This is a genomic window from Streptomyces sp. NPDC107454 (assembly GCF_055582885.1).
Map to the genome: position 1 here is coordinate 448,604 of NZ_JBVJPA010000005.1, position 21,703 is coordinate 470,306.

Below are 21,703 nucleotides of genomic sequence, written 5' to 3' on the forward strand. Positions count from 1 at the left end.
GACCGCGCGGCACCTTCCGCACGGCACGGAGGCCGCGCGGGCCGTACGAACCCGGGCCCCTCGGCCCGCCGGGCGGCGCCCCGGCAGTGCGGCAGCGGCCGCAGACCATCGGCTCAGCAGCGAGGACCAGGATGAACAACAGCCCTTCGGCGGTGACCACAGCCCACTTACCGTCTCTCGTCCCCGCTCCGGAACGCGGAGTGTGGCGGCTGGGCAAGCGGGACCACCCCAAGGAGTACAACCGGCTCGAACCCGAGACCAGCCAGGGCTCCAGCGCGGGCCGCTTCAGCCTCGCCACCTACGGAATGCTGTACTGCGCCAGCGATCCGGCCGGCTGTTACGCCGAGGCGCTCGCGCCCTTCCGCGTCCACCCCAAGCTGCGCGGGCTCATCGGCCACGAGTGGGACGAGCGGCCCAGCCACATGAGGCTCGGCCATCTGGCCTCGGGCTGGCGCGAGGACCACATCCTGGTCCGGCTCGAACCCGCCAAGGACGCCCAGTTCCTCGACGTCGACGCCGAGGCCACCCGGGCCGTCCTCGCGCGCGAACTCCGGGGCGAGCTGGCGGCGTGGGACATCGAGCCCCCGCTCACCGACGTGCACATCCACGGGCGCGACCGCAGGCTCGCCCGGCAGATCGCGGCCTGGACGGTCGCCCAGCGCAACGACGCCGGCCACCGGCTGGCCCAGGGCATCGCCTACCGCTCCGGATACGGCGGGCGCACCTGCTGGGCCGTCTTCCACGACGTCGATCTCGTCGAGGCCGAGCGGCGCCCCATCCAGCCGGAGTCCCCCGAACTGCGCGCGGTCGCGGCGGAGTACGGCCTGCGTGTCTTCTGAACGGGGCCCGCGGATCTCCTGAACGGGGTCTTCGGGTCCGCCGAACGGCGCCGGCCCCCCGGGCGTTCGGCCGCACCCGCGTCGCCCGATCGAGCGGTGCTCCGTCCCGCACCCACCGGCGACGCCGGGGAAAGTCCCTGGTCAAACCCCTCGCACCACTTTCGAGGTGGGATTTCACAGGGGATTGAAGGGGGGAAAACGGTGGAGTGAGAGACCCTCAGACGGGTAGACTTCCTTCAACACAACTGAGGAGACGCCATGTTGACACCCTGTATGTCACCCCTCGCGCCATCCCGTGTCTTACCCGTTTCATGACCGCCAGGAAGCGAGGAATCATGCAGCCACTGCGAGAGTCCGCGGTCAAGACGGTCACCACGAGCGTCACCGACACGGTCACCGAGACCACCGCGCACGCCAACACGGTCCAGAAGTCGATCGCCGACATAGCGCGCTTCCTCCAGGACAACTTCGGGCAGAAACTCACCGCGTTCATCGCCGGTATCGAGGACCCGAAGCAGGTCGGCAAGTGGTCCAACGCCCAGAACAGCCCGAGAATCGACTCCGAGCTGCGCCTGAGGGCGGCCTACCAGGTGTTCCAGATCATCGAGCTCCAGGAGAACTGCCACACGGCACGCGCCTGGATGATCGGCATGAATCCGCAGCTGGAGGACGACTCACCGCTGCAGGCCATCGCCGAGGACCGGCACAAGGACGTCATGGCGGCGGCCCGCTCGTATGTCAAGGGCGATCTCTGACGCGCCCCACGGGCTTGCTTGCATATGCAAGGATCTCGCGCCTATCTTGACGCGCATGCAGTCCTACACCATCGGTCAGGCGGCCCGGCTGCTCGGCGTGAGCCCGGACACCGCACGGCGGTGGGCGGACGCCGGGCGGATGGCGACGCACCGGGACGAGGGCGGGCGGCGGCTGATCGACGGGCGGGATCTGGCCGCGTTCTCCGTCGAGCTCGCCAAGGGCGGCAGCGGTGAGGAGGACGCCTCCTACACCTCCGTGCGCAACGCGTTCCCGGGCATCGTCACCGCCGTGAAGCTCGGCGACGTGGCGGCCCAGGTGGAGATCCAGGCCGGACCGCACCGGCTGGTCTCCCTGCTGACCCGGGAGGCCGTGGAGGAACTCGGCCTCGAGGTCGGCATGGAGGCCACCGCCCGCGTGAAGTCGACGAACGTGCACATCGACCGGGTCTGAACGGGCGGCGGCCGTCCACTCCATCAGTGGGTGCCCGTGTACGGGTCAGCGCGTGACGGAGTACGAGTGCGCCCCCGTCCCCGCCAGGGCACCCCCGTCGACGATCAGGTACTCGTCCCGGATCGGGGTCCCGTCGAGCCAGGACTCCAGGATCTCCCGGGTGCCCGCCGCATAGCGGGCCTGCGCGGACAGCGACGAACCCGAGATGTGCGGGGTCATGCCGTGGTGCGGCATGGTGCGCCAGGGGTGGTCGGCCGGTGCGGGCTGCGGGTACCAGACGTCACCCGCGTATCCCGCCAACTGCCCGCTGCGCAGCGCCCGGTCGACCGCGTCCCGGTCCACGATCCGGGCCCGCGCCGTGTTGATGAGATAGGCGCCGCGCTTCATCGTGGCGAGCAGCTCGTCGCCGAACAGGCCCTCCGTCTCCGGGTGCAGCGGCGCGTTGATGGTGACGACGTCACAGTGCGGCGCCATCTCGGCGGCCGTGGCGTGGAAGGTCAGCCCGAGCTCCCGCTCCAGCTCCGCCGGCAGCCGGTGCCGGTCCGTGTAGTGCAGCTTCACGTCGAAGGGGGCGAGGCGGCGCAGCACCGCGAGGCCGATGCGACCGGCGGCGACCGTACCGACGTGCATGCCCTCCAGGTCGTACGAACGGGCCACGCAGTCCGCGATGTTCCAGCCGCCGTCCAGGACGACCTGGTGGGAGGGGAGGTAGTTGCGGACGAGGGAGAGCGTCATCATCACCACGTGTTCGGCGACGCTGATGCTGTTGCAGTACGTCACCTCGGCGACCGTGACACCGTGCGCGATGGCCGCGTCGAGGTCGACGTGGTCGGAGCCGATGCCCGCCGTGATCGCCAGCTTCAGGTTCTTCGCGGCGGCGATCCGCTCGGGGGTCAGATAGGCGGGCCAGAACGGCTGCGAGATGACGACGTCGGCGTCCGGCAGCTCCCGGTCGAAGAGGGAACGGTCACCGTCCTTGTCGGAGGTGACGACCAGGGTGTGCCCGCGTTCCTCCAGGAAGCGGCGCAGACCGAGTTCGCCGCTCACGCTGCCGAGGAGGTGACCGGGGGTGAAGTCGTTCGCCTTCGGGGTGGGCGTGGTCTGACCGCCGGGGTAGTGGTCGATGACGGGGAGATCGTCGCGGGCGTATGTCGTGGGGTATCCGTCGGTCGGGTCGTCGTACAGCACGCAGAGCACCTTGGCCATGACGCGGCTCTCCTCAACTCCGTTGATCACGGGCTCCGTTGAACGGACGGTGCTGTCACGATCCTCGGAGCCGATCGCGCTGGTCAAAGCGAACGTCGCTATGCCCGGATAGACGGCGGCTATCAACGCGCCCTCAACCGCGCCCGCCCAGATAGGTGTGGAGCAGCGCGTCCAGCGCGTCCCTCACCCGCGCCTCCCGCGCCACCGTGAACAGCGCCTCCGCGAGGACGGAGGGAGGATCGTCCCGCGCCACGACGAGCCCCACCCTCGGCCCGTGCGCGGGCCCCTCCAGCGGAACCACCCGCATTCCCTCCGGCACCCCGAACATGTGCAGCCAGGCATGGGAGATCACGCTGGACCAGCGGCCACTGGGCAGATGCGCGTACAGCCCGGCGACACTGTCCGACTCGATCGCCGGGGTCGCCTTCGCGCCGTCCGCCGTGAAGCACTCGTCGATGATCCGCCGGTTGCGCATGCGGGGACTCAGCAGGCACAGGGGCAGGGCGGCCGCGTGCGCCCAGCGGGCGGTCGTCGCCGCGCCGAGCGGACCCGTCACCGGGGTGAGGAGCACATACCGCTCCTCGTACAGCGGGAAGCGGCGTACGTGACGGAGCTCTTCGTCGTCGAGATACGTCATCGCCGCGTCGAGCTCGAACTCGGCGAGCCCCTGGGTGATCTCGGCCGACGACAGGGACTCCAGGCCGACGCGGGCCCCCGGGTGGCGTTCGCAGAACGGGGTGGTGAGGAGGGAGGCGGCGGGCAGCGCGGTGGGGACGATGCCCAGGCGCAGGGTGCCGGTCAGACCGCCGCGCAGCGCCGACAACTCCTGGTGCAGGGCGTCGCGTTCGGCGAGGATGCGGTGCGCCCAGGCGAGTACCACCTCCCCCTCCGGGGTCAGCCCCTCGTACCGTCTGCCCCGGCGCACGATCGGCACGTCCAGCTCGTGTTCGAGACGGCGGATCGCGGCGGACAACGAGGGCTGCGAGACGAAGCAGGCGGCCGCCGCACGGGCGAAGTGCCGCTCCCTGGCCAGCGCGACCAGGTACTCCAGCTGACGCAGCAGCATCCACGACCTCCCCGGCGGGTCAGGCTCGCAGACGCGTGTGTGTGGCGTCCATGCCCCGCCCGGCTACGTCCACGACGGGTAGCGCCCGTCCACGCGGATCGCGTTGATGCCGCTGATGTGCCGGGCGCCGCAGCGGTCCTGCGGCAGCACGAGCTGGGGGCCCGCCCGGTCCAACGGGGTGTCGTCGATGCCGACCGCGAGGAGGACCGGGGCGTGCCCGAAGTCCGGGTCGATCTCGGCCCAGGTGAGGAGCGCGTGGTGGCCGTCGGCCCCGGCCACCGCGATGAGGAAGCGCAGCCGGTCCTTGCGGCGGGCGGGGTCGAATCCCGGTCCGGCGTCGTGCAGGACGTCATGCAGCAGGGGCCCCTCGAAGCGGTGGTGCTGTACGCCGCTGGTGGCGCACTCGAAGCTGACCCGGGCCCGGTGCTGGGGCCAGGCCAACAGGTCGGGCACGGTCAGCCGGACCGGGCGGGCGAGGTCTCCGGTCAGGGCGACCGACGCGAGCGAGTGAGCCGGCGGCTGAGTCAGGGACTGCCCCACTGGGCACCACCTCCCGAATGTCCGTACCCAGGAGGCGGTCCCGTACAAACGCACATGCGTACACCCCGGCAACGATCGTGCAGCTCATGCGATGCGACAGGAGACTTCCGGCTTGCATCTGCGGAAGTATGATCGGCGTAAGCATGCCTGAGGCTTCCGAGGGAGTAGACCCGTGATGACCCGATCCACGCGCCGGACCCGCACCCGCACTCTGCGCGTGGCCGGCGTCGGTGCCGCCGCGCTGCTGGCCCTGAGTGCCTGCTCGTCCTCCGACTCCGGCTCCTCCGCCGACTCCTCCCCGAAGTCGGACACCTCGGCCTCCTCCTCGCCGAAGCTCTCCGGCACGGTGACCGTGTTCGCCGCCGCCTCGCTCAAGGAGAGCTTCACGGCCCTGGGCAAGGAGTTCGAGAAGGCCAACCCGGGCACGAAGGTCACCTTCAACTTCGGCGGCAGCGACACGCTCGCCGCCAGCATCACCGGGGGCGCCCCGGCCGACGTGTTCGCCGCGGCCAGCCCCAAGACGATGGCGATCGTGACGGACAAGAAGGACGCCGCGACCACGCCCGCGACCTTCGTGCGCAACCAGCTGGAGATCGCGACCCTGCCCGGCAACCCCGACAAGGTCGCCTCCCTGAAGGACCTCACGAAGTCCGGCCTCAAGGTCGTACTCTGCGACAAGACGGTGCCGTGCGGCGCCGCCGCGCAGAAGGCGCTGGACGCGAGCAAGCTGAAGCTCACCCCGGCCTCCTACGAACAGGACGTCAAGAGCGCCCTGACGAAGGTGGAGCTGAAGGAGGCCGACGCCGCCGTCGTCTACAAGACCGATGTGAAGGCGGCGGGTGACAAGGTGGAGGGCGTGGAGTTCCCCGAGTCGGCCAAGGCCATCAACGACTACCCGATCGCCCTGCTCAAGGACGCGCCCAACGCGGAGGCGGCGAAGGCGTTCATCGCGCTCGTGCAGTCCGCCGAGGGCCAGAAGGTGCTCACCGCCGCGGGGTTCCTGCAGCCGTGACCGAGCTGGACGCCTCCGACGCCGCGGCCGACACCCTCACCGGTGGGCCGCGGCGCCGGCGCGTCCGGACGGGCGGCCGGCCGGCCGGGGTGCCCCTCCCCCTCCTCCTCCCCGCCCTGGTCGGCCTGGCCTTCCTCCTGCTCCCCCTGCTCGCCCTGCTCCTACGAGCCCCCTGGCGGGACCTCCCGAACCAGCTGACCAGTACGGAGGTCTGGCAGGCGCTCCAGCTGTCCCTGGTCTGCGCCACGGCGGCGACCGGGGTGAGCCTGGTGCTGGGCGTGCCGCTGGCCTGGCTCCTCGCCCGTACGGACTTCCCCGGCCGGGGCTTCGTACGGGCCCTGGTGACACTGCCCCTCGTGCTGCCTCCGGTCGTGGGCGGTGTGGCGCTGCTGCTGGCGCTCGGACGCAACGGCGTCGTCGGGCAGTGGCTTGACTCGTGGTTCGGGATCACGCTGCCGTTCACCACGGCGGGCGTCGTCGTCGCGGAGGCGTTCGTGGCGATGCCGTTCCTCGTCATCAGCGTGGAGGGCACGCTCCGGGCAGCCGATCCGCGCTACGAGGAGGCCGCCGCGACGCTCGGCGCCTCCCGGTTCACCGCGTTCCGCCGGGTCACCCTGCCGTTGATCGCGCCCGGGATCGCCGCCGGTGCCGTACTGGCGTGGGCGCGCGCCCTGGGCGAGTTCGGGGCGACGATCACCTTCGCCGGCAACTTCCCCGGCCGCACCCAGACCATGCCGCTCGCCGTCTACCTGGCCCTCCAGAACGACCCGGACGCCGCGATCGCCCTGAGCCTGGTCCTGCTGGCGGTGTCGATCGCGGTCCTGGCGGGCCTCAGGGACCGCTGGACGGCGGCGCCGTCATGACGGACCCGACGCTTCCCCCGGGTAAGCCCTCCGCCTCCGGCAAAGGCCTCGACGCCCACCTGGTCGTCCACCGCGACGCCTTCCGTCTCGACATCGCCCTGACCGCCGCGCCCGGTGACGTCGTCGCGCTGCTCGGGCCGAACGGGGCGGGCAAGAGCACGGCGCTGCGGGCGCTGGCGGGGCTCACGCCGTTGTCCGACGGCGGCCGGATCCGGCTGGACGGCGCGGACCTGGGACGCACGCCGCCCGAGGCCCGCCCGGTCGGCGTCGTCTTCCAGGACTATCTGCTCTTCCCGCACCTGTCCGCCCTCGACAACGTGGCGTTCGGGCCGCGCTGCCAGGGCGTACCGAAGGCGGCGGCGCGGGAGCGGGCCGCGCGGTGGCTGGAGCGGATGGGGCTGGCCGAGCACGCGGCCGCCAAGCCGCGCCGGCTGTCCGGCGGACAGGCGCAGCGCGTCGCGCTCGCCCGCGCGCTGGCCACCCAGCCCCGGCTGCTCCTGCTCGACGAGCCGCTCGCCGCGCTGGACGCCCGCACCCGCCTCGATGTGCGCTCCCAACTCCGGCGCCACCTCAGCGACTTCGAGGCCGTCGCCATACTCGTGACGCACGACCCGCTGGACGCGATGGTGCTCGCCGACCGGCTGGTCGTCGTCGAACACGGCCAGGTGGTCCAGGAGGGGACACCGTCGGACATCGCCCGCCACCCGCGCACGGACTACATCGCCCAGCTCGTCGGCCTCAACCTCTACCGGGGCGCGGCCGAGGGCCACACCGTACGGCTCGACACGGGTCCGGCGATCACCACGACCGAGGACCTGGCCGGTCCCGTCTTCGTGGCGTTCCCGCCCAGTGCCGTCACGCTGTACCGCGACCGTCCGACCGGCTCCAGCGCGCGCAACCTGTGGCGGTGCGAGGTCGCGGGCCTGGAGACGCACGGCGACCAGATCCGCGCGGACCTCACCGGAGAGCTCGCGCTCGCCGCGGACCTGACGACGGTCGCCGCGGCCGAGCTCGACCTGCACACCGGGGCGCCGGTCTGGGCGACGGTGAAGGCCACCCAGACGCACGCGTATCCGGCCTGAGGAGGGGGAGGGGTCACTCCTCCTTGGGTGCGGCGTCCGCGCGGACCATCACGCAGTCGAACTCGACGACCCGGCCGGTGCTCTCCTCGCGCGTCACCGGGTACATCCCCGAGATCTCGAACCCGCTGCCCTCGTACGTGGCGATCGACTCGCTCATCCGGGGGCTGCCCTCGTAGAGCCGCAGGGCCGCGACCTCCGACTGCATGCCCACGAAGTCCGCGATCCGCTCACCGGCCCCCGCGAACACCTCCAGGTCGTAGCCCTGGGTGTCCATCTTCAGATACGGCCGGGGGTCGGCGATGCCGTCGAGCGCCTTCTCCAGCATCCCGTCGAGGCGCCGGATCTCGATCTCCTCGGTGTTGGTCTTCGCGAACCGGAGGTAGCGGTCCTTGCCGTAGTCGCTGGGCGGGAGAAGGGAGTTCATGGTGTTCCAGCCCACGTGGATGGACTGGGCGGAGTCCTCCCGGCCGAGCCCGACGTTGTACACCCACCAGTCGTCGTCCTTCTTCGCGGCGCGCTCCAGCTTCTCGAAGGCGTCCTTGGTGGGTTCGAAGGAGACGATCCGGCCGGTGTAGCCGAGCTTGCGCAGCCGCCGCCCGTACTGGCCGGAGTTGGCGCCCACGTCGAAGACACAGTTGACCTGGTACTTCTCCAGCAGGGCCGTAACGTGCTGGGTGCACAGATACTCGGCGGCGGCCAGCTGGAAACGGCGTTCGTCGGCCGCCGAGGCCGTCTCGTCGACGAGCAGCCGCCCACCGGACTCGCCGAAGGAGACACTGCCCCAGACGTCACCCGGCGCCGAGGGCTCCCGGGCGACCACCCACATGTCCGCCTTCGCCTCCGCGCCCACCGGTGTGACCACGTACTGTCCGCTGCCGCGGGTGATCAGATCGGCGGCGCGCCCCAAGGGGACACGGGTACGTTTGCCGCGCCGGTAGACCACCGCCGCACCCGAACCGAGATCAAGAACCCGCACCCCGATCCGGGGCAGCAGACCGAGCATTCTTCTGTAAAGGGTCGGCATCTCCACACCCTTTCAGACTCCTGTGGGACGCGGGAGTGGTCGGAGAACTTTCGAGCGGAAGGACGGAAAGTGAACACGAGCACAACCGATCCGGAGAAACCGGCGACGGCCGCCGCACTGGGCATGCTGAGGCATCCCGAGGGCGGCTGGTTCGTGGAGACGTGGAGGGCGGCGCGGGACTTCCACCCCGACGGCTACCCGGGTCCCCGGGCCGCCGCCACCGCCATCTACTTCCTGCTGTCCCCCGGGGAGACCAGCGCCTGGCACACGGTCCGCTCCGACGAACTGTGGCTGTGGCACCGCGGCGGCCCCCTCGACCTGCTCCTCGGCGGCGACGGCGAAGCCCCGGACGCGGAGCCGGCGGTCCTGCGTCTGGGCCCCGCCCTGGAAAGCGGCGAGCGCCCGCAGATCCTGGTCCCCGGCCACGTCTGGCAGTCCGCCCGCCCGGCCGGCGACCAGGAAGTCCTGGTCAGCTGTGTGGTGGCCCCCGGCTTCGACTACGCGGACTTCCGCCTCCTCGGCAACGGGCCGTGAACCACCGGCGACTCTGCCGTGAACCACCAGCAACTCTGTACATCCTTAGCGGCTTTGTGACCTCCGCCCCTGGTTGCCGATCGCCGGGGGCGGGCATCACCCGAGGGCAGGACCGGCCGCGCACTGTTTCGCGCGGGTCCCGGCCGGCGGGGGTCCGGTCGCCGGGAACCGGTTGTCCTGGGAGGGGAAGTGAGGTTGTCATGCGTGCGCAGCAGCGCGCCGTCCGACTGACCGCCCGCGTGGAGTACACACTGCCGCGCGCGGCCGTTTCGGCAGGCAGGGCCCGCAGGTTGACCTCGGCGTTCCTGACCCGTCCGCGTCCGCGGACGGCGGCGCCGACCGCCGACCAGGTCGACGACGCCACCCTCATCGCTTCGGAGCTCGTCGCCAACGCCGTCCGGCACGGCCGTACGGGCTGCCGGCTGCGGTTGCAGCTGGGACAGGGCGGCGAAGTGACCGTCGAGGTCCATGACGACAGCCCCGGCCGCCCCCGGGTCGGCCTGGTGGACACCGACGCCGAAAGCGGCCGCGGCCTCGCGATGGTCCAGCAGCTCGCCCACCGCTTCGAGGTCGTCAACACGGGCGTCGGCGGAAAGACCGTCCGGGCGATCCTGGCGGTGTAGCCCCGCCCGCCTCACCCGGGAGAGTGACCCGGGGCGAACCGTCCAGCGGAGTCGACCGGTGGAGAGCCCGCCCGCAGGTAGAGACAAGCATGCGCTTCTCTCCTCACGAGCCTCACGTGCCGCAACCGCCGCGCGCGCCGGGCAAGCCGCGCGCGCCACGCGAGCCGCGCAAGAAGTTCCGGGTGGCGGCAGTCGCGACGGCGCTGGCGGGCGCCCTGACCGCCCTCCTGCTGCTCTCCGGCAACAAGGGCGCGGCCCCGCACGCGGTCTCGGTGGACGAGGCCGAGCGCATGGCACTGGCCCGGTTCCGCGCGTACGAGGCGAGTCCTGCGGAGGTGATGGTGCGGCTGCCCGCGGCGGAGCCGGAGGACGGGACGATCACGGTGCGTGCGGTGGTCGACCACCATGTGCACCGGGCCGTGGGCGCGTACGAGATCGTCGACGACACCCGGACCGTGCAGGGCCTGCTCGCCTGGGACCTGGAGGACATCGCCGTGGCCCGGCCGCCGACCGCCGCGCCCGGCGCCGAACCCGGCCGGACGACGGCCGGGCCCCCCGCCCCGGACATCGTGACGAGCGCCGCGCAGGCCGTCCGCAGGGCCGGCACCCTCAAGCGCGAGGAGTGGACCCGCCGCCCCTACTCCACGGCGCCTCTGGACCGAGCCCTGCGTCTGGTGGTGTCCGTGGCCGCGGACCGGCCCGACAACGCGGCGCTCCTCGCCCGTTCGGGTCCGCTGTGGCTGCGCGACGAACGCCTGGACGGCCACGGTTACGGCGTCTTCTCCGGCCCGAGCACCGGCCCGAGCACCTCCGCGAGCCCCGTCGACGACTCGGCTCTCACCTACTGGATCGACACCGCCGGCGATCTCCGCCGCGTCACGGAGCGGATGTCGCCGGGCCACTACGCGACGGTGGACTTCGTGGCGACGAGGGTGCGGACGGGCGTCCCCGGCGCCCCGTGGACGAAGGGCTGAGGAGACCTTCATCGACTGCGCCGCTCCGGCCGGTCCGGAAAAAGGCCCGGGGTTGCTGGGCCGAACGGGGTGTTACGCGGTCTCGGCCCAGCTGGGGACGGTGGAGCGGGCCGGAGTGACGGCCGGACGGCAGACGAAACCCAGACGGGTGAGGGCGCGGGCGACCTCGACCTCGGTGAAGTCGCGGCGGTCCTGCTTGGTGATGACCTCCCCGACCTGCTTGACGGGGTAGGTGTGCGGGCCGATGACCACGGACGCGCTGGTGACGGGTTCGGGCTCGCGGCCCGCCATCGAGTGCTCGACCTCACTCTTGATGAGGTCGAAGGGGAAACGGGCGATCACACAACGCATGGTGTCTCCGCGGGATGAAGTTTCACGGCGCCGGAAGGTGGGCACGGCGGACCGGAAAGTGGGCACAGCGGCCAGAAAATTCGCCGGAAATTCAATCCGGAACGACCGGGAACGGCGGGGGCTGAACCGGGGCCGAACCGGACGGGAGAAAAAAAGCAGGTGGCCGGGGCCCGCACCTCATGGTGCAGGTCCCGGCCACCTGTAAGCGTCGGCCGACTCAGAAGTCAGGCGTCAGCGGGTCCCGGACTAGGCGGGGACGATGTTCTCCGCCTGCGGGCCCTTCTGGCCCTGCGTGACGTCGAAGGTCACCTTCTGGCCTTCCTGGAGCTCACGGAAGCCCTGGGTGGCGATGTTCGAGTAGTGGGCGAAGACGTCGGCGCCGCCGCCGTCCTGCTCGATGAAGCCGAAGCCCTTTTCCGCGTTGAACCACTTCACGGTGCCAGTAGCCATGTCAAATCTCCTTCGGGGCAAAGCTCGAGGACCCACACTGTGCGGGTCCGCGTCGCCGCAATGATTGCCCCATCCGGAAAAACTTCCGGATAATTCAGAAGCGACCGACCGGTACGGACCGGAAAGTACGCTCCAAGACTTTGGGAACCACAACTGCAACTGATATCGACACTAGCACGTGCGGCTCCCGGAGGGCGGCGCACTATCTCACCCCACCCCGGGGAATAAAAAAACCGCCCGGACGGCGGCCCATTTTCTACCACGGTCATGACAGATATGCGCCCGCAGAGCCTCGCCGGGGCGGTCCTGTGGGCGGGGGCGGTGCGGGCAGGGGCGGGGTGATCGGCCGGGCCGCTCACCCGGACGGACCGGTACGGCTGGTGAGCCGCGGGGCACGGTGGTGGCGTGGGAGGGACAGTCGCGCGTCCGCCCCCTGGAGGCCCCCGCCATGAAGGTTCCGAACGGTCCGACCGCTCCGAACGGTCCGTACCGTCTCCTCGCCCGCGCCCTGACCGCGGGCGTCCTGGTGTCGGCGTCCGCGTGTTCGTTGCCCGGCGTCGTGAGCCCCGCGGACGCGCCGCCCATCGTGCCGCCCGCCACCTCCACGGCCCCCTCCCTCACCGACGCCCAGGCCTCGGCCGCGCTGATCACCCAGGGCGAGCTGGGCGGTCGCTGGTCCGCGACGCAGGGCGGGGCGACGTGGCGGGACGGGCTCCTCAAGACCAGGACGGACGCGCCGGACTGTCAGCGACTGCTCGACGGTCTGTACGCCGAGGATCTGCTGGGCGAGCCGACGGGGGCCCGGGCCGTCGTGGGCCTCGACGAGAGCGGGAACGCCGCGCAACTGCGCTACCAGGTCGCCGCGTACGCCGCTCCTTCGGAGGTGGACGCCAAGCTGGCCTGGTTGCGGACGCTGCCCTCGAAGTGCGGGCAGTTCACGTCCACGGACGTGCGGGGTGGGCGGCTCAACGTGACGGTCGTGCCGGCGGTGTTGCCCGGGGTGGGCGATGCGCGGGAGGGGCTGCGGCTGACGATGAGCGGGGCGTCGGCCGCCGACGCGGCTGACGGTTCCGGGGCGGCGCCGATGCTGACGCTGGACTTCGCCGCCGTGCGGGTCGGGGACCGGGCGGTCTCCCTCACCAACGGCGGGCTCGGCGGGGCGGCACAGGACTCCACGCAGCAGGCCGTCCAAGTCGGTACGCAACGACTTCAGGACGTTCTGGCGGGCCGGCCGCCCACCACGGCGCCGGCCACGCCCACCGTCGCGCCGGCCGACCCCACCACCGCGCCGGGCCGCCCCCTCACCGGCAGGCCCACCGAACCCCGCACCGAGAGCCCCGCTGACACCGACAGCACCACGACCGACACGGCCGACACCACCGACACCACCGACAACGCCCAGGAGGGCTGACCCCGGGTCCCGGCACCAGGACGGGGCTCCGCCCCGATCCCCGGCCCACCCGAAGCGCCCTGCCCGCAGGCCCGTGCGGGCTGGGCGCGCAGTTCCCCGCGCCCCTTGAGGCGCGGCCCCGCCCCGAACACCCCGCCCACCCGAAGCGCCCTGCCCGCAGGCCCGTGCGGGCTGGGCGCGCAGTTCCCCGCGCCCCTGATCCCTGGCCGGCGCTGAGGGTTCTGGATCGTTCGGTGTTTGAGGGCGGGCGCGGGGGTGGTCAGGTCAGTTGGTCGACCGCGTCCTTCGCCTCCTTGAGGCCCGCGCCCGTGGCCTCGCGGTACGCCTTGATCGCCTGGATCTTCCTGCCGTCGCGGGCGAGCGCGGCGATCTGTTCGAGCTCCGGGTCGGCCTCCGCCAGGCCCAGGTGGTCGAGGATCCGGTCGAGCTTCTTCTCGACGCGGGCGATTCTGCGGTCGTTGCGGCTCAGTCTGCTTTCCAGGCCCGCGTAGGCCGCGAAGACGATCATGGCGAGGACGAAGAAGCCGAGTGTTCCCATGGAGTCAGATCCTAGGGAAGCGCGTCCCCCGGACTCCCGCTCGGGGCAACAACGGGCACCTACCCGGCCGGTACCGCCATCATGGAAGGCGTTGCGGTCACTGACGGCGTGGGCGTGGCGGCGGTCCGAGCGGGATCGGTCGCGGCGCCGCCGCCGGTGCCGCCCGGCAGGACCGCGCCCTCGGTCGCCGACGGCGGCAGGTCCACCGCCGGGGTCGGGGAGGCCGCGCCCCTTATCTCGATCACCGCGCCCAGCGCCAACTTCTCGTACAGCCACTGCGCGTCCGTGCTGCGCAGGCCGATCCAGCCGGTCGTGACGTCGTAGTTCCCGGGGGCCTTCTCGTCGTTGATGAGGGCTGCGACGAAGTTCTTCGTCCCGTCGGCGGCACGCAGATCGATCACCCAGGCCACTTTCTCCACGTACTTGCCCGAGAACGCACCCAGCGCCCTGGCGCTGTCCTTCGCGACGACCGTCATCCGTCCGGCGGCCGTGGGGTAGCGGACGGAACCGGAGGAGATCGGCAGCTCGCGGCCCGCGACCGTCAGCACGCGCCGCGAGAGGTCGACGGTGGCGACGGGCGCGTCCGGGGAGGGGCTGCTGGGCGGGGCGGTGGGACTCGCGGCCGGGGAGGGGCGATCCTCGCGGCCGCCGCCGGTCAGGTTCAGGGCCAGGACCAGGGCCAGGCTCGCGGCGGCGCAGGCACCGGCGACGGTCACGGCGGTCCATCGAAAACGCCGGCGCCTGCGGCGTACGGCCCGCAGCCGGATCTCGGCGCCGGACACCGACGGGGGAGTCTCGGCGTCCTGGGCCAACTCTCGCAGGCCGGAGGCGAGTTCATCGGACACGGTCGTCCTCCCTCTTCCCCTCGTCCGTCGGATTCAGCGAGCGCGCGGAGCCCGGCGAGTCCGGGGAGCCCACGGAACCCGCGGACGGCTTCCTCCTGTCCGCGCTCTTCTTGCCCCCGTCGACGGTCTCCCACTCGTCCGCCGTCGCCAGCGTCTGCGCCAGCGCCGCCCGGCCCCGGGACAGCCGGGCCTTCACCGTGCCCACGGGGGCACCGGTTTCGGAGGCTACCTGCTCGACACTGAGGTCGCACAGATGGTGCAGGACCAGCGCCCTCCGCTGCGCCTCGGGCAGCGTGCGCAACGCGTCGACCAGCGCGGTGCGCTCGGGGTCGGGGCCCGGCGTGTGCTCGGGCGGCGGGGTGCGGCGGACGAGTTCCAGCCAGCGGCGCGCGCGGCGCCAGCGGCTCACCGCGAGCCGCATCGCCACGGTCCGTATCCACGCCTCCGGCGCCCCTTCGGCGAGGAAATCCCTCCGCCGGTCCCAGGCGCGGACGAACGCCTCCTGGACGACGTCCTGCGCCTCGCCGTGGTCCCCGGTGAACGCGTACAGCTGGCCGGTCAGCCGGGGGAACGCGGCGGCGTAGAACGCGTCGAACTCTTCCTCGGTCATGCCCCCCGTCTCTTCCCCGGTCGTGCCCCCGCCGAAGACTTCGGAATTTCAACTGCCCCGTGCAACCCGGCGGTCCGTGCCGTGCGTACAGGTCTCGTACGCCGCACATCGAAACACACCGCAGGGGGATCAGGATGACCAGGAGAGCCAGGAGCCGTCGTATCGCGGCCGGCTGGACGGCGGCCGCCCTGTGCGCGCTCGCGCTCGCCGGCTGCTCGAAGGGGGCGGTGACGGGGGGCGCGGGCACCGAGGTGGACACGGCGGCCAAGCCGGACACGACGGCCGGTCGGAAGCCGGCCACCCGGCCCGTCGAGACCGCACCCCTCGCGAAGCTGACCGGCGCGCACATCAACATCGCCGACGGGCAGACCGTGGGCGTCGGCATGCCGATATCCGTGACCTTCGACCACGCGATACCGGTCGGTGAACGGGCCGAGGTGGAGCGGCAGTTGAAGGTCGACGCCGACGTCGAGGGCTCCTGGAGCTGGGTGAAGGACCGCGATCTGCCGGAGGGGCAGCGGGTGGACTTCCGGCCGCGCGCGTACTGGAGCCCTGGCACCAAGGTCACGGTAAGGGCGGGCTCGGGCATCACCCGGCGCTTCACCGTGGGCCGTTCGCTCGTCGCCACGGTCGATGTGCGCACGCACCTGATGAGAGTCGTCAAGGACGGGCAGACCCGGAACGTGCCCATCACCGCGGGCGCCCCGGGCATGGACACCTGGAACGGCACGATGGTCGTCTCCGACAAGGCGGCCAAGGTCTTCATGAACTCGCGGACCGTCGGCTACGGCGACGCCTACGCGGGCTATTACTACTACGCCGTCCACCTCACCACCTCCGGGACCTACCTCCACCAGAACCCGAAGGCCAATACGTACGCCGGGCACCAGAACGTCACCCACGGGTGCGTCGGACTCGCGACGGACGGCACCGCCAAGAAGTTCTACGACGAGGTCATCCCCGGCGACGTCATCACCGTCGTCGGCTCCAAGGACACGGTGGCCGTGGGCAACGGCTACGGCGACTGGAACGCGGACTGGGCCCAGTGGCGGGCCGGCAGCGCGCTGAAGTGAGCGTGCGGGCGGGGGAGCCGGGTGTTCAGGTCCCGGCTCCCCCGCCCGCCCGCACCCCCCACGTACCCGACTCCGAGGGACCGCAGGCCGTGCCCCACACCTCCTCCCCCGCCTCCTCCGACGCCGCGCCTGCCGGGAACGGCGAGTTCGCCCCGTACGCCACCGCGGCCTGGCCGCGTCTGGTCCGCACCGCGCACCTGCTCACCGGCGACCTTCACGAAGCCGAGGATCTCGTGCGGACCACACTCGCCCGGGTGCGTGCCCGCTGGCGGCGCATCCCGCGCGACGACGTCGACTTCTACGTACGGCGCCGACTGGTCAGAACCCACCTCGGCCGGACGCGGAGGAGACGCGCCGCCCGTCTGCTGACGCCGCTCCTGCCCGAGCGGGCGCGCCGGGCCCTACCGGATCCCGCGAGGGCCGCCGGCCGGCGGGACGCGTTCGGCCGGGCGCTGGCCGCGCTGCCCGCGCGGCGGCGGGTCGTGGTGGTGCTGCGCCACTGGGAGGGCCTCGGCGAGGCCGAGATCGCGCAGCTGCTCGGCTGCTCGGCCGGCACGGTCAGGGCGCATGCCCGGCGCGCTCTCGCGGCCCTGCGCGCCCGTCCCGCCCTCGCCGCCCGCCTCGCCGCCCCCTCCGCCGCCCCGTCCCCCGCTCGCCGACACCCCGTCTCCGGAGCCCGCTCATGAAACGTCACCGCAAGTTCCCGCGTCCCTCGGCCGAGTCCGGGCGGCTGCGCGAGGTGTTCGCCGAAGCCGCCTACGACGTCACCCCCTCGGCCGTGCCGCTGGCCGCCATCGAGCGCGCGGGCCGACGGCGCGGACGGCGTCGTACGGCCGCGGTGGCGGGGTCCGCGTGCGCGCTGCTCGTGGTCCCGCTGGCCGTGGTCGCCCTGCGCGCGGCCGTGAACCCGGGGTCGGGCGACGAGCGGGGGACGGCCCCCTCCGCCACGCCCATGGCCACGGTGCGGGTGGTGACCGCCGGCGAACGGGTCGAGGTCGCGCACGGCATCAAGATCTGGCTCACCGAGGACGGCGCGCACTGGTCCTCGGCCGCCGGCTCCGGGCCGCTGTTCAGCAGCGTGAAGGACGGCGCCGACAAGCCCGGCGTCACCGTCCAGCAAGAGGGTGCGGGGGACTGGGGGTACTTCCTCTCCGGTGTCTACCGCGGCGGGCGCGAGGCGGCGCGGGTCGAGATCGAGACCACCGCGGGCCGGGTAGCGGGCACGGCCCTCACCCTCGCGGGCGGACCGCACTGGGGAGTCTGGTACGCGATGGTGAGCACGCCGAAGCCGGTCGCGCCCGGCAGGCCCGTCGATGTGACCAGGAGAGTCACGGTGTACGACGCGGCGGGCGGGGTGACAGCGAGCACGGGGGCCGGCCGGTGAACGCCGCGGACGTGGACACGGGCACGGACGGCGTCGGCACCGGCGTCGCCGTGGCGGCCGATGACCAGGGCAGGGGCAGGGGCGGGGGCCCCGGCCGCGGGCCCGGCGGCGGACGCCACGGCGCCGGTGGGCGAGGCCGTCTCGTCGCGGGCCTGCGACGCAGGCTCGTCAAGCGGCGGATCCGTATCCGTCGCACCCGCGGGCGCCGGCTGCGCCGCGCGATCGTCGTGCTGCTCACGCTCCTCGCGAACCTCGTCGGCGCGGCCGTGGTGGCGTACCACCTGACGAAGATCCCCGAGCCGCATCCGGAGACGGCCATGCAGAGCACGGTCTTCGTCGACGACCACGGCGACTACCTGGGCCGGCGCGGCCCCGTGGACCGGCAGGAGATCCCGCTCTCGCAGGTCCCCCGCTATGTGCAGGAGGCGGTGATCGCGGCGGAGAACCGGTCCTTCCGCACGGACACCGGGATCTCCCCGAAGGCGATCGCCCGGGCCGCCTGGTCGACGGTGAGCGGCGGCGGCCGGCAGGGCGGCTCCACGATCACCCAGCAGTACGTGAAGAACGCCCTGCTCAGCCCCCAGCAGTCGCTGTCCCGCAAGGCGCGCGAGGCCTTGATCTCGATCAAGCTGGACCGCACCCGTTCGAAGGACGAGATCCTTCAGGGCTACCTCAACACGGTGTACTTCGGCCGGGGCGCGGCCGGCATCCAGTCCGCCGCCAGGAACTACTTCGGCGTCGACGCCAAGGACCTCACGGTGAGCCAGGGCGCGGCGCTCGCGTCTGTCATCAACATTCCGTCGTACTACGAGAAGGCCGGCTCCGATCCGAAGGTGACGGCCAAACTGGTGGACCGCTGGGAGTGGGTGCTGGACGCGATGGCGCACAGCGGCGCGATCACGTCCGCGCAGCGGGCCGCGTCCCGTTTCCCGGCCTTCCGTTTCTATCCGCCGGGCGACACGGACGGCCAGCGCCAGTACCTCATCGACGCGGCCGCCTCGGAGGCCGCCGACCGGCTCGGCATCACCGAGGACCAGCTCGCCCGCGGTGGCTACACGGTCCGTACGACCTTCGACCTGACGGCGCAGGACGCGACGGCGGAGCTGGCGGCCGACGGCACCGACAAGAAGACCGGAGAGAAGACCGGGGAGAAGACGGCCGAGGAGAAGGCGGCCGAGGCGAAGGCGGGCGGAAAGAAGCAGGCCGAGGTGAAAACGACCGGTGACGTCCGGGTCCACACGGCCGTGGTCGCGCTGGTCCCCGGCGACGGCGCGGTCCGCGTGCTGTACGGCGGCGCGGACTACGCCAGTCAGCCCTTCAACGACGCGCGGGACGGAGCGGTGGAGGCGGGCACCGCGCTCCAGCCGTTCTCCGGCATGAAGCTGCTCGCCCCCCTCACGGACCTCACCCGCACCGCGGCGCCGACCCCGCTCCGGCTCGCCTCCGCGTACGCCACCGCGGCGGCGCACGGCGTATACGCCACGCCGTACACGGTCGCGAAGATCACCCGCGCGGGCCGCACCCTCTACGAGGCCCGCCCCCGCACCCGTACGGCCATGACACGCGCCGACGCGGGAATGGTCACCAAGCTCCTGTACGGCCGCCCGGACGCTTCTTCGGCCACCCAGACCGGTGCCGCGGGTCTGCGCACGCTCTGGCAGACGACCTACGACGAACGCCTCACCCTCACCGTCGCCCTCTTCGCGGAACACCCGGCCAAGGGCAAGAAGGCGGCCCTGCCCGCACCCCTCCCGTACACGGCGGGGAACCGTTCACTGTCCGTCTCCGCGGGCGTCTGGTCCAAGATCGTCGGCACCGCCGAAGGCCACGATCCGGCTGCGGAACCAATTCCGGGGCTTCCAACCGGCCAAACAAAGCCCATACTGGCTACACGATGACGAAACCCTCCGCGCCCCGGCGCCACCTGCCCACCAGCCCCTTCGCCGCCCCGGTCGTCCCCGTGGCCAAGGAATTCAGCCTCGGAGACCGGGTCACCCACGACCAGTTCGGCCTGGGCACGATCATCGGTGTCGAAGAGGGCATCGCCATGCTCGTCGACTTCGGCTCCCGCCAGGCCCGCATCCTCAGCCCCTACACCCGGATGGACCGGCTCTGACGCACGTCACGAGCCCACACCTCGCGACCGCGCACCTCACGAACGGCCCACTCCACTAGCCGCTCGCCGCTCGTCGGCAGAGGCTGGACGTATGACCGTCCCGGCGCGTGATGACCTTCCCTTCGACGATCTCACGGACTTCGAGAACGCCGATCGGGGGTTCATCGCGGCGTTGGACCCGCCCGTGATCACCGATGCCGAGGCACAGATCGTCTACGACGGGAACGCGTACGCGTTCCTGGACGGGGACTGCCCCGACACCGCGCACCCCAGCCTGTGGCGCCAGTCACAGCTGTGCGCACGCCACGGCCTGTACGAGGTCACCGAGGGCGTGTACCAGGTGCGCGGACTCGATCTCTCGAACATGACCCTCGTCGAGGGCAGGCACGGCGTGATCGTGATCGACCCGCTGATCTCGGCGGAGTGCGCCGCTGCCGCGCTGGGGCTCTACCACGAGCACCGGGGTTCACGGCCCGTGACCGGGCTCGTCTACACCCATTCCCATGTCGACCACTTCGGCGGCGCCCGCGGAGTGGTGGCGCACGGCAGCGAGAGCGGGCTGCCCGTCCTCGCGCCCGACGGATTCCTCAAGCACGCGGTCAGCGAGAACGTCTTCGCGGGCAACGCGATGCTGCGCCGGTCGGCGTTCATGTACGGCTCCCGGCTGCCGAGGGCCCCGCGCGGCCAGATCGGTACCGGGCTCGGCACCACCATCTCCACCGGCACCGTCACGCTCATCGCCCCGAACGTGGACATCACCCGGACGGGGCAGGAGGAGACCGTCGACGGAGTGCGGTTCATCTTCCAGCTCACGCCCGGGACCGAGGCGCCCGCCGAGATGAACTTCCTGCTCCCCGAGCAGCGCGCCCTGTGCGTGGCCGAGAACGCCAGCCACACCCTGCACAACGTGCTCACCCTGCGTGGGGCCCCGGTCCGCGACGCGCACGTGTGGGCCCGCTACCTCGACGAGACGATCGACGTGTTCGGTGACACCTACGACGTGGCGTTCGCCTCCCACCACTGGCCGATCTGGGGCCGGGCGAACGTCGTCAGGTTCCTCGGCGAACAACGGGACCTCTACGCCTACCTGCACGATCAGACCCTCCGCATGCTCAACCGGGGCATGACCGGCACCGAGATCGCCGAGGAACTGCTGCTGCCGCCCGCCCTGGAGAGAGCCTGGCACGCCCGCGGCTACTACGGCTCGGTCAGCCACAACGTCAAGGCCGTCTACCAGCGGTACATGGGCTGGTACGACGGCAACCCCGCCCACCTCTGGGAGCATCCGCCGATCGAACTCGGGCGGCGGTACGTGGAGTTGGCGGGCGGACAGGCGGAGACCCTGGTCAAGGCGCGGGCGTACATCGACTCCGGCGACCTGCGGTTCGCCGCCACCCTCCTCAACCACCTGGTGTTCTCCGACCCGTCGAACAACGCGGCCAAGGACACCCTCGCGGGCGTCTACGAACGGCTCGGGTTCGGCGCGGAGAACGGGCCCTGGCGCAACGCCTACCTCACGGCCGCCCTGGAACTGCGCGCGGGCACCGCCGACATCCCCGTCGACACCACGAGCCCCGAACTGACGTCCGCGCTGACCGTGAGCATGCTCCTCGACTCGCTCGCCGTCCGTATCGAGGGCCCCCGTGCCTGGAACGAACACCTCACCCTCGACCTCGTCGTCATCGACGAGCAGCGCCGCCACCGCGTGAACCTCCACAACGGCGCCCTCACCCACCGCGCCATGCCGGTCCATCACACCCCGAAGCCCCACGCGGACCTGACCCTGACCCTCACCCGCCCGGAACTGCTCGGGGTCGTGTCGGGCCGGGGCCTCGCGGGCATCGAGTCGGACGGCGACACCACCGTGCTGACCCGGCTGCTGTCGTACGTCTCCGAGCCGGACAAGGCGTTCCCGATCGTGACGCCGTGAAGCCCCCGGGAGGGCCTGCCGGGGAA

General features: G+C 71.9%; 24 protein-coding genes and 1 pseudogene. 16 read left to right on the forward strand and 9 right to left on the reverse strand.

The features are described from left to right. Nucleotides 1–131: 131 nt before the first annotated feature. The 3 genes from ACZ69M_RS14985 (at nucleotide 132) to ACZ69M_RS14995 (ending at nucleotide 2,045) form a co-directional block, all read left to right on the forward strand. A complete protein-coding gene (locus ACZ69M_RS14985; RefSeq protein ID WP_470049960.1) occupies nucleotides 132–839 on the forward strand; it encodes an RES domain-containing protein in 708 nt (235 codons plus the stop codon). A 335-nt stretch (nucleotides 840–1,174) separates the two neighbouring features. Beyond that, nucleotides 1,175–1,594 (forward strand): XRE family transcriptional regulator, encoded by a 420-nt coding sequence (locus tag ACZ69M_RS14990; RefSeq protein WP_470049962.1) that lies wholly within the window; start codon nucleotides 1,175–1,177, stop codon nucleotides 1,592–1,594. A 55-nt stretch (nucleotides 1,595–1,649) separates the two neighbouring features. Continuing rightward, nucleotides 1,650–2,045, forward strand: coding sequence for a TOBE domain-containing protein (locus ACZ69M_RS14995; protein WP_054234136.1), 396 nt, complete (start codon nucleotides 1,650–1,652; stop codon nucleotides 2,043–2,045). A 45-nt stretch (nucleotides 2,046–2,090) separates the two neighbouring features. Here ACZ69M_RS14995 and ACZ69M_RS15000 read toward each other — a convergent pair whose 3' ends face one another. The 3 genes from ACZ69M_RS15000 to ACZ69M_RS15010 form a co-directional block, all read right to left on the reverse strand. Further along, a complete protein-coding gene (locus ACZ69M_RS15000; protein WP_470049964.1) occupies nucleotides 2,091–3,251 on the reverse strand; it encodes an NAD-dependent formate dehydrogenase in 1,161 nt (386 codons plus the stop codon). Nucleotides 3,252–3,384: 133 nt separating this feature from the next. After that, on the reverse strand, nucleotides 3,385–4,317 hold the full coding sequence (locus ACZ69M_RS15005) for a LysR family transcriptional regulator (protein ID WP_470049966.1): 933 nt from the start codon (nucleotides 4,315–4,317) through the stop codon (nucleotides 3,385–3,387). Between the two features lie 63 nt (nucleotides 4,318–4,380). Then, the gene (locus ACZ69M_RS15010; RefSeq protein ID WP_470049967.1) at nucleotides 4,381–4,857 is read right to left on the reverse strand and encodes a molybdopterin-dependent oxidoreductase; all 477 of its coding nucleotides are present in this window, start codon (nucleotides 4,855–4,857) and stop codon (nucleotides 4,381–4,383) included. 175 nt (nucleotides 4,858–5,032) lie between these two features. Here ACZ69M_RS15010 and modA point away from each other — a divergent pair, with 175 nt between their 5' ends. The 3 genes from modA to ACZ69M_RS15025 are packed head-to-tail and all read left to right on the forward strand — an operon-like array spanning nucleotide 5,033 to nucleotide 7,814. Beyond that, nucleotides 5,033–5,869, forward strand: a complete 837-nt coding sequence (gene modA / locus ACZ69M_RS15015; RefSeq protein WP_470049969.1) for a molybdate ABC transporter substrate-binding protein — start codon at nucleotides 5,033–5,035, stop codon at nucleotides 5,867–5,869. Next, nucleotides 5,866–6,732 (forward strand): molybdate ABC transporter permease subunit, encoded by an 867-nt coding sequence (gene modB / locus ACZ69M_RS15020; protein WP_470049971.1) that lies wholly within the window; start codon nucleotides 5,866–5,868, stop codon nucleotides 6,730–6,732. Before modA ends, modB begins: the two co-directional genes overlap by 4 nt. Then, nucleotides 6,729–7,814, forward strand: a complete 1,086-nt coding sequence (locus tag ACZ69M_RS15025) for an ABC transporter ATP-binding protein (protein WP_470049973.1) — start codon at nucleotides 6,729–6,731, stop codon at nucleotides 7,812–7,814. Before modB ends, ACZ69M_RS15025 begins: the two co-directional genes overlap by 4 nt. Nucleotides 7,815–7,827: 13 nt before the next feature. Here ACZ69M_RS15025 and ACZ69M_RS15030 read toward each other — a convergent pair whose 3' ends face one another. Continuing rightward, a complete protein-coding gene (locus ACZ69M_RS15030; protein WP_470049974.1) occupies nucleotides 7,828–8,838 on the reverse strand; it encodes an FkbM family methyltransferase in 1,011 nt (336 codons plus the stop codon). 69 nt (nucleotides 8,839–8,907) lie between these two features. Between ACZ69M_RS15030 and ACZ69M_RS15035 the strand changes: the two genes are divergently transcribed. From ACZ69M_RS15035 to ACZ69M_RS15045, 3 genes are all read left to right on the forward strand, one after another. Further along, complete coding sequence (locus ACZ69M_RS15035; RefSeq protein ID WP_470049976.1) at nucleotides 8,908–9,372, forward strand: cupin domain-containing protein; 465 nt, start codon at nucleotides 8,908–8,910, stop codon at nucleotides 9,370–9,372. A 200-nt stretch (nucleotides 9,373–9,572) separates the two neighbouring features. Continuing rightward, nucleotides 9,573–9,995 (forward strand): ATP-binding protein, encoded by a 423-nt coding sequence (locus ACZ69M_RS15040; protein WP_229889357.1) that lies wholly within the window; start codon nucleotides 9,573–9,575, stop codon nucleotides 9,993–9,995. 116 nt (nucleotides 9,996–10,111) lie between these two features. Beyond that, a complete protein-coding gene (locus ACZ69M_RS15045; protein WP_470049978.1) occupies nucleotides 10,112–10,969 on the forward strand; it encodes a hypothetical protein in 858 nt (285 codons plus the stop codon). Nucleotides 10,970–11,041: 72 nt separating this feature from the next. Here ACZ69M_RS15045 and ACZ69M_RS15050 read toward each other — a convergent pair whose 3' ends face one another. Both ACZ69M_RS15050 and ACZ69M_RS15055 read right to left on the reverse strand, forming a co-directional pair. Continuing rightward, the gene (locus tag ACZ69M_RS15050; protein WP_470049980.1) at nucleotides 11,042–11,320 is read right to left on the reverse strand and encodes an SCO5918 family protein; all 279 of its coding nucleotides are present in this window, start codon (nucleotides 11,318–11,320) and stop codon (nucleotides 11,042–11,044) included. A gap of 246 nt (nucleotides 11,321–11,566) precedes the next feature. Then, nucleotides 11,567–11,770: a cold-shock protein gene (locus ACZ69M_RS15055; protein WP_010986199.1), complete on the reverse strand. Its 204-nt coding sequence runs from the start codon at nucleotides 11,768–11,770 to the stop codon at nucleotides 11,567–11,569. 448 nt (nucleotides 11,771–12,218) lie between these two features. Here ACZ69M_RS15055 and ACZ69M_RS15060 point away from each other — a divergent pair, with 448 nt between their 5' ends. Next, complete coding sequence (locus ACZ69M_RS15060) at nucleotides 12,219–13,181, forward strand: hypothetical protein (protein ID WP_470049982.1); 963 nt, start codon at nucleotides 12,219–12,221, stop codon at nucleotides 13,179–13,181. A gap of 259 nt (nucleotides 13,182–13,440) precedes the next feature. Here the strand turns inward: ACZ69M_RS15060 and ACZ69M_RS15065 are convergent, their stop codons facing one another. The 3 genes and pseudogenes from ACZ69M_RS15065 to ACZ69M_RS15075 all read right to left on the reverse strand — a co-directional run. Further along, complete coding sequence (locus tag ACZ69M_RS15065) at nucleotides 13,441–13,719, reverse strand: ribosomal protein L7/L12 (protein WP_470049983.1); 279 nt, start codon at nucleotides 13,717–13,719, stop codon at nucleotides 13,441–13,443. 59 nt (nucleotides 13,720–13,778) lie between these two features. Then, nucleotides 13,779–14,564 carry a L,D-transpeptidase gene (locus ACZ69M_RS15070; RefSeq protein WP_470049985.1) on the reverse strand — a complete coding sequence of 262 codons (786 nt, stop codon included), beginning with the start codon at nucleotides 14,562–14,564 and terminating at the stop codon, nucleotides 13,779–13,781. A gap of 109 nt (nucleotides 14,565–14,673) precedes the next feature. Next, a pseudogene (locus ACZ69M_RS15075) lies at nucleotides 14,674–15,174 on the reverse strand (SigE family RNA polymerase sigma factor); the annotation flags it as partial. Nucleotides 15,175–15,308: 134 nt separating this feature from the next. On the opposite strand from ACZ69M_RS15075, the gene ACZ69M_RS15080 reads away from it, so the two are divergent. The 6 genes from ACZ69M_RS15080 (at nucleotide 15,309) to ACZ69M_RS15105 (ending at nucleotide 21,677) form a co-directional block, all read left to right on the forward strand. Then, nucleotides 15,309–16,247 carry a L,D-transpeptidase gene (locus tag ACZ69M_RS15080; protein WP_470049987.1) on the forward strand — a complete coding sequence of 313 codons (939 nt, stop codon included), beginning with the start codon at nucleotides 15,309–15,311 and terminating at the stop codon, nucleotides 16,245–16,247. 89 nt (nucleotides 16,248–16,336) lie between these two features. Further along, a complete protein-coding gene (locus ACZ69M_RS15085) occupies nucleotides 16,337–16,933 on the forward strand; it encodes a SigE family RNA polymerase sigma factor (protein ID WP_470049989.1) in 597 nt (198 codons plus the stop codon). Beyond that, a complete protein-coding gene (locus ACZ69M_RS15090; protein ID WP_470049991.1) occupies nucleotides 16,930–17,631 on the forward strand; it encodes a hypothetical protein in 702 nt (233 codons plus the stop codon). The genes ACZ69M_RS15085 and ACZ69M_RS15090 overlap by 4 nt, the downstream gene beginning before the upstream one ends. Next, nucleotides 17,628–19,529 (forward strand): transglycosylase domain-containing protein, encoded by a 1,902-nt coding sequence (locus ACZ69M_RS15095; RefSeq protein ID WP_470049993.1) that lies wholly within the window; start codon nucleotides 17,628–17,630, stop codon nucleotides 19,527–19,529. The genes ACZ69M_RS15090 and ACZ69M_RS15095 overlap by 4 nt, the downstream gene beginning before the upstream one ends. Further along, complete coding sequence (locus tag ACZ69M_RS15100; RefSeq protein WP_054234148.1) at nucleotides 19,526–19,747, forward strand: hypothetical protein; 222 nt, start codon at nucleotides 19,526–19,528, stop codon at nucleotides 19,745–19,747. The genes ACZ69M_RS15095 and ACZ69M_RS15100 overlap by 4 nt, the downstream gene beginning before the upstream one ends. Nucleotides 19,748–19,838: 91 nt before the next feature. Next, nucleotides 19,839–21,677 carry an alkyl/aryl-sulfatase gene (locus ACZ69M_RS15105; RefSeq protein ID WP_470049995.1) on the forward strand — a complete coding sequence of 613 codons (1,839 nt, stop codon included), beginning with the start codon at nucleotides 19,839–19,841 and terminating at the stop codon, nucleotides 21,675–21,677. Nucleotides 21,678–21,703 lie beyond the last annotated feature (26 nt).

Excerpts from the sequence above, each read along its gene's own strand:
- ACZ69M_RS15055 (WP_010986199.1), bottom strand. The coding sequence starts at position 11,770 with ATGGCTACTGGCACCGTGAAGTGGTTCAACGCGGAAAAGGGCTTCGGC.
- ACZ69M_RS15025 (WP_470049973.1), top strand. The coding sequence starts at position 6,729 with ATGACGGACCCGACGCTTCCCCCGGGTAAGCCCTCCGCCTCCGGCAAA.
- ACZ69M_RS14990 (WP_470049962.1), top strand. The coding sequence starts at position 1,175 with ATGCAGCCACTGCGAGAGTCCGCGGTCAAGACGGTCACCACGAGCGTC.
- ACZ69M_RS15060 (WP_470049982.1), top strand. The coding sequence starts at position 12,219 with ATGAAGGTTCCGAACGGTCCGACCGCTCCGAACGGTCCGTACCGTCTC.
- modA (WP_470049969.1), top strand. The coding sequence starts at position 5,033 with ATGACCCGATCCACGCGCCGGACCCGCACCCGCACTCTGCGCGTGGCC.
- ACZ69M_RS15065 (WP_470049983.1), bottom strand. The coding sequence starts at position 13,719 with ATGGGAACACTCGGCTTCTTCGTCCTCGCCATGATCGTCTTCGCGGCC.
- ACZ69M_RS15040 (WP_229889357.1), top strand. The coding sequence starts at position 9,573 with ATGCGTGCGCAGCAGCGCGCCGTCCGACTGACCGCCCGCGTGGAGTAC.
- ACZ69M_RS15090 (WP_470049991.1), top strand. The coding sequence starts at position 16,930 with ATGAAACGTCACCGCAAGTTCCCGCGTCCCTCGGCCGAGTCCGGGCGG.
- ACZ69M_RS15030 (WP_470049974.1), bottom strand. The coding sequence starts at position 8,838 with ATGCCGACCCTTTACAGAAGAATGCTCGGTCTGCTGCCCCGGATCGGG.
- ACZ69M_RS15080 (WP_470049987.1), top strand. The coding sequence starts at position 15,309 with ATGACCAGGAGAGCCAGGAGCCGTCGTATCGCGGCCGGCTGGACGGCG.
- ACZ69M_RS15005 (WP_470049966.1), bottom strand. The coding sequence starts at position 4,317 with ATGCTGCTGCGTCAGCTGGAGTACCTGGTCGCGCTGGCCAGGGAGCGG.
- ACZ69M_RS15100 (WP_054234148.1), top strand. The coding sequence starts at position 19,526 with ATGACGAAACCCTCCGCGCCCCGGCGCCACCTGCCCACCAGCCCCTTC.
- ACZ69M_RS15000 (WP_470049964.1), bottom strand. The coding sequence starts at position 3,251 with ATGGCCAAGGTGCTCTGCGTGCTGTACGACGACCCGACCGACGGATAC.
- ACZ69M_RS14985 (WP_470049960.1), top strand. The coding sequence starts at position 132 with ATGAACAACAGCCCTTCGGCGGTGACCACAGCCCACTTACCGTCTCTC.
- ACZ69M_RS14995 (WP_054234136.1), top strand. The coding sequence starts at position 1,650 with ATGCAGTCCTACACCATCGGTCAGGCGGCCCGGCTGCTCGGCGTGAGC.
- ACZ69M_RS15050 (WP_470049980.1), bottom strand. The coding sequence starts at position 11,320 with ATGCGTTGTGTGATCGCCCGTTTCCCCTTCGACCTCATCAAGAGTGAG.
- ACZ69M_RS15105 (WP_470049995.1), top strand. The coding sequence starts at position 19,839 with ATGACCGTCCCGGCGCGTGATGACCTTCCCTTCGACGATCTCACGGAC.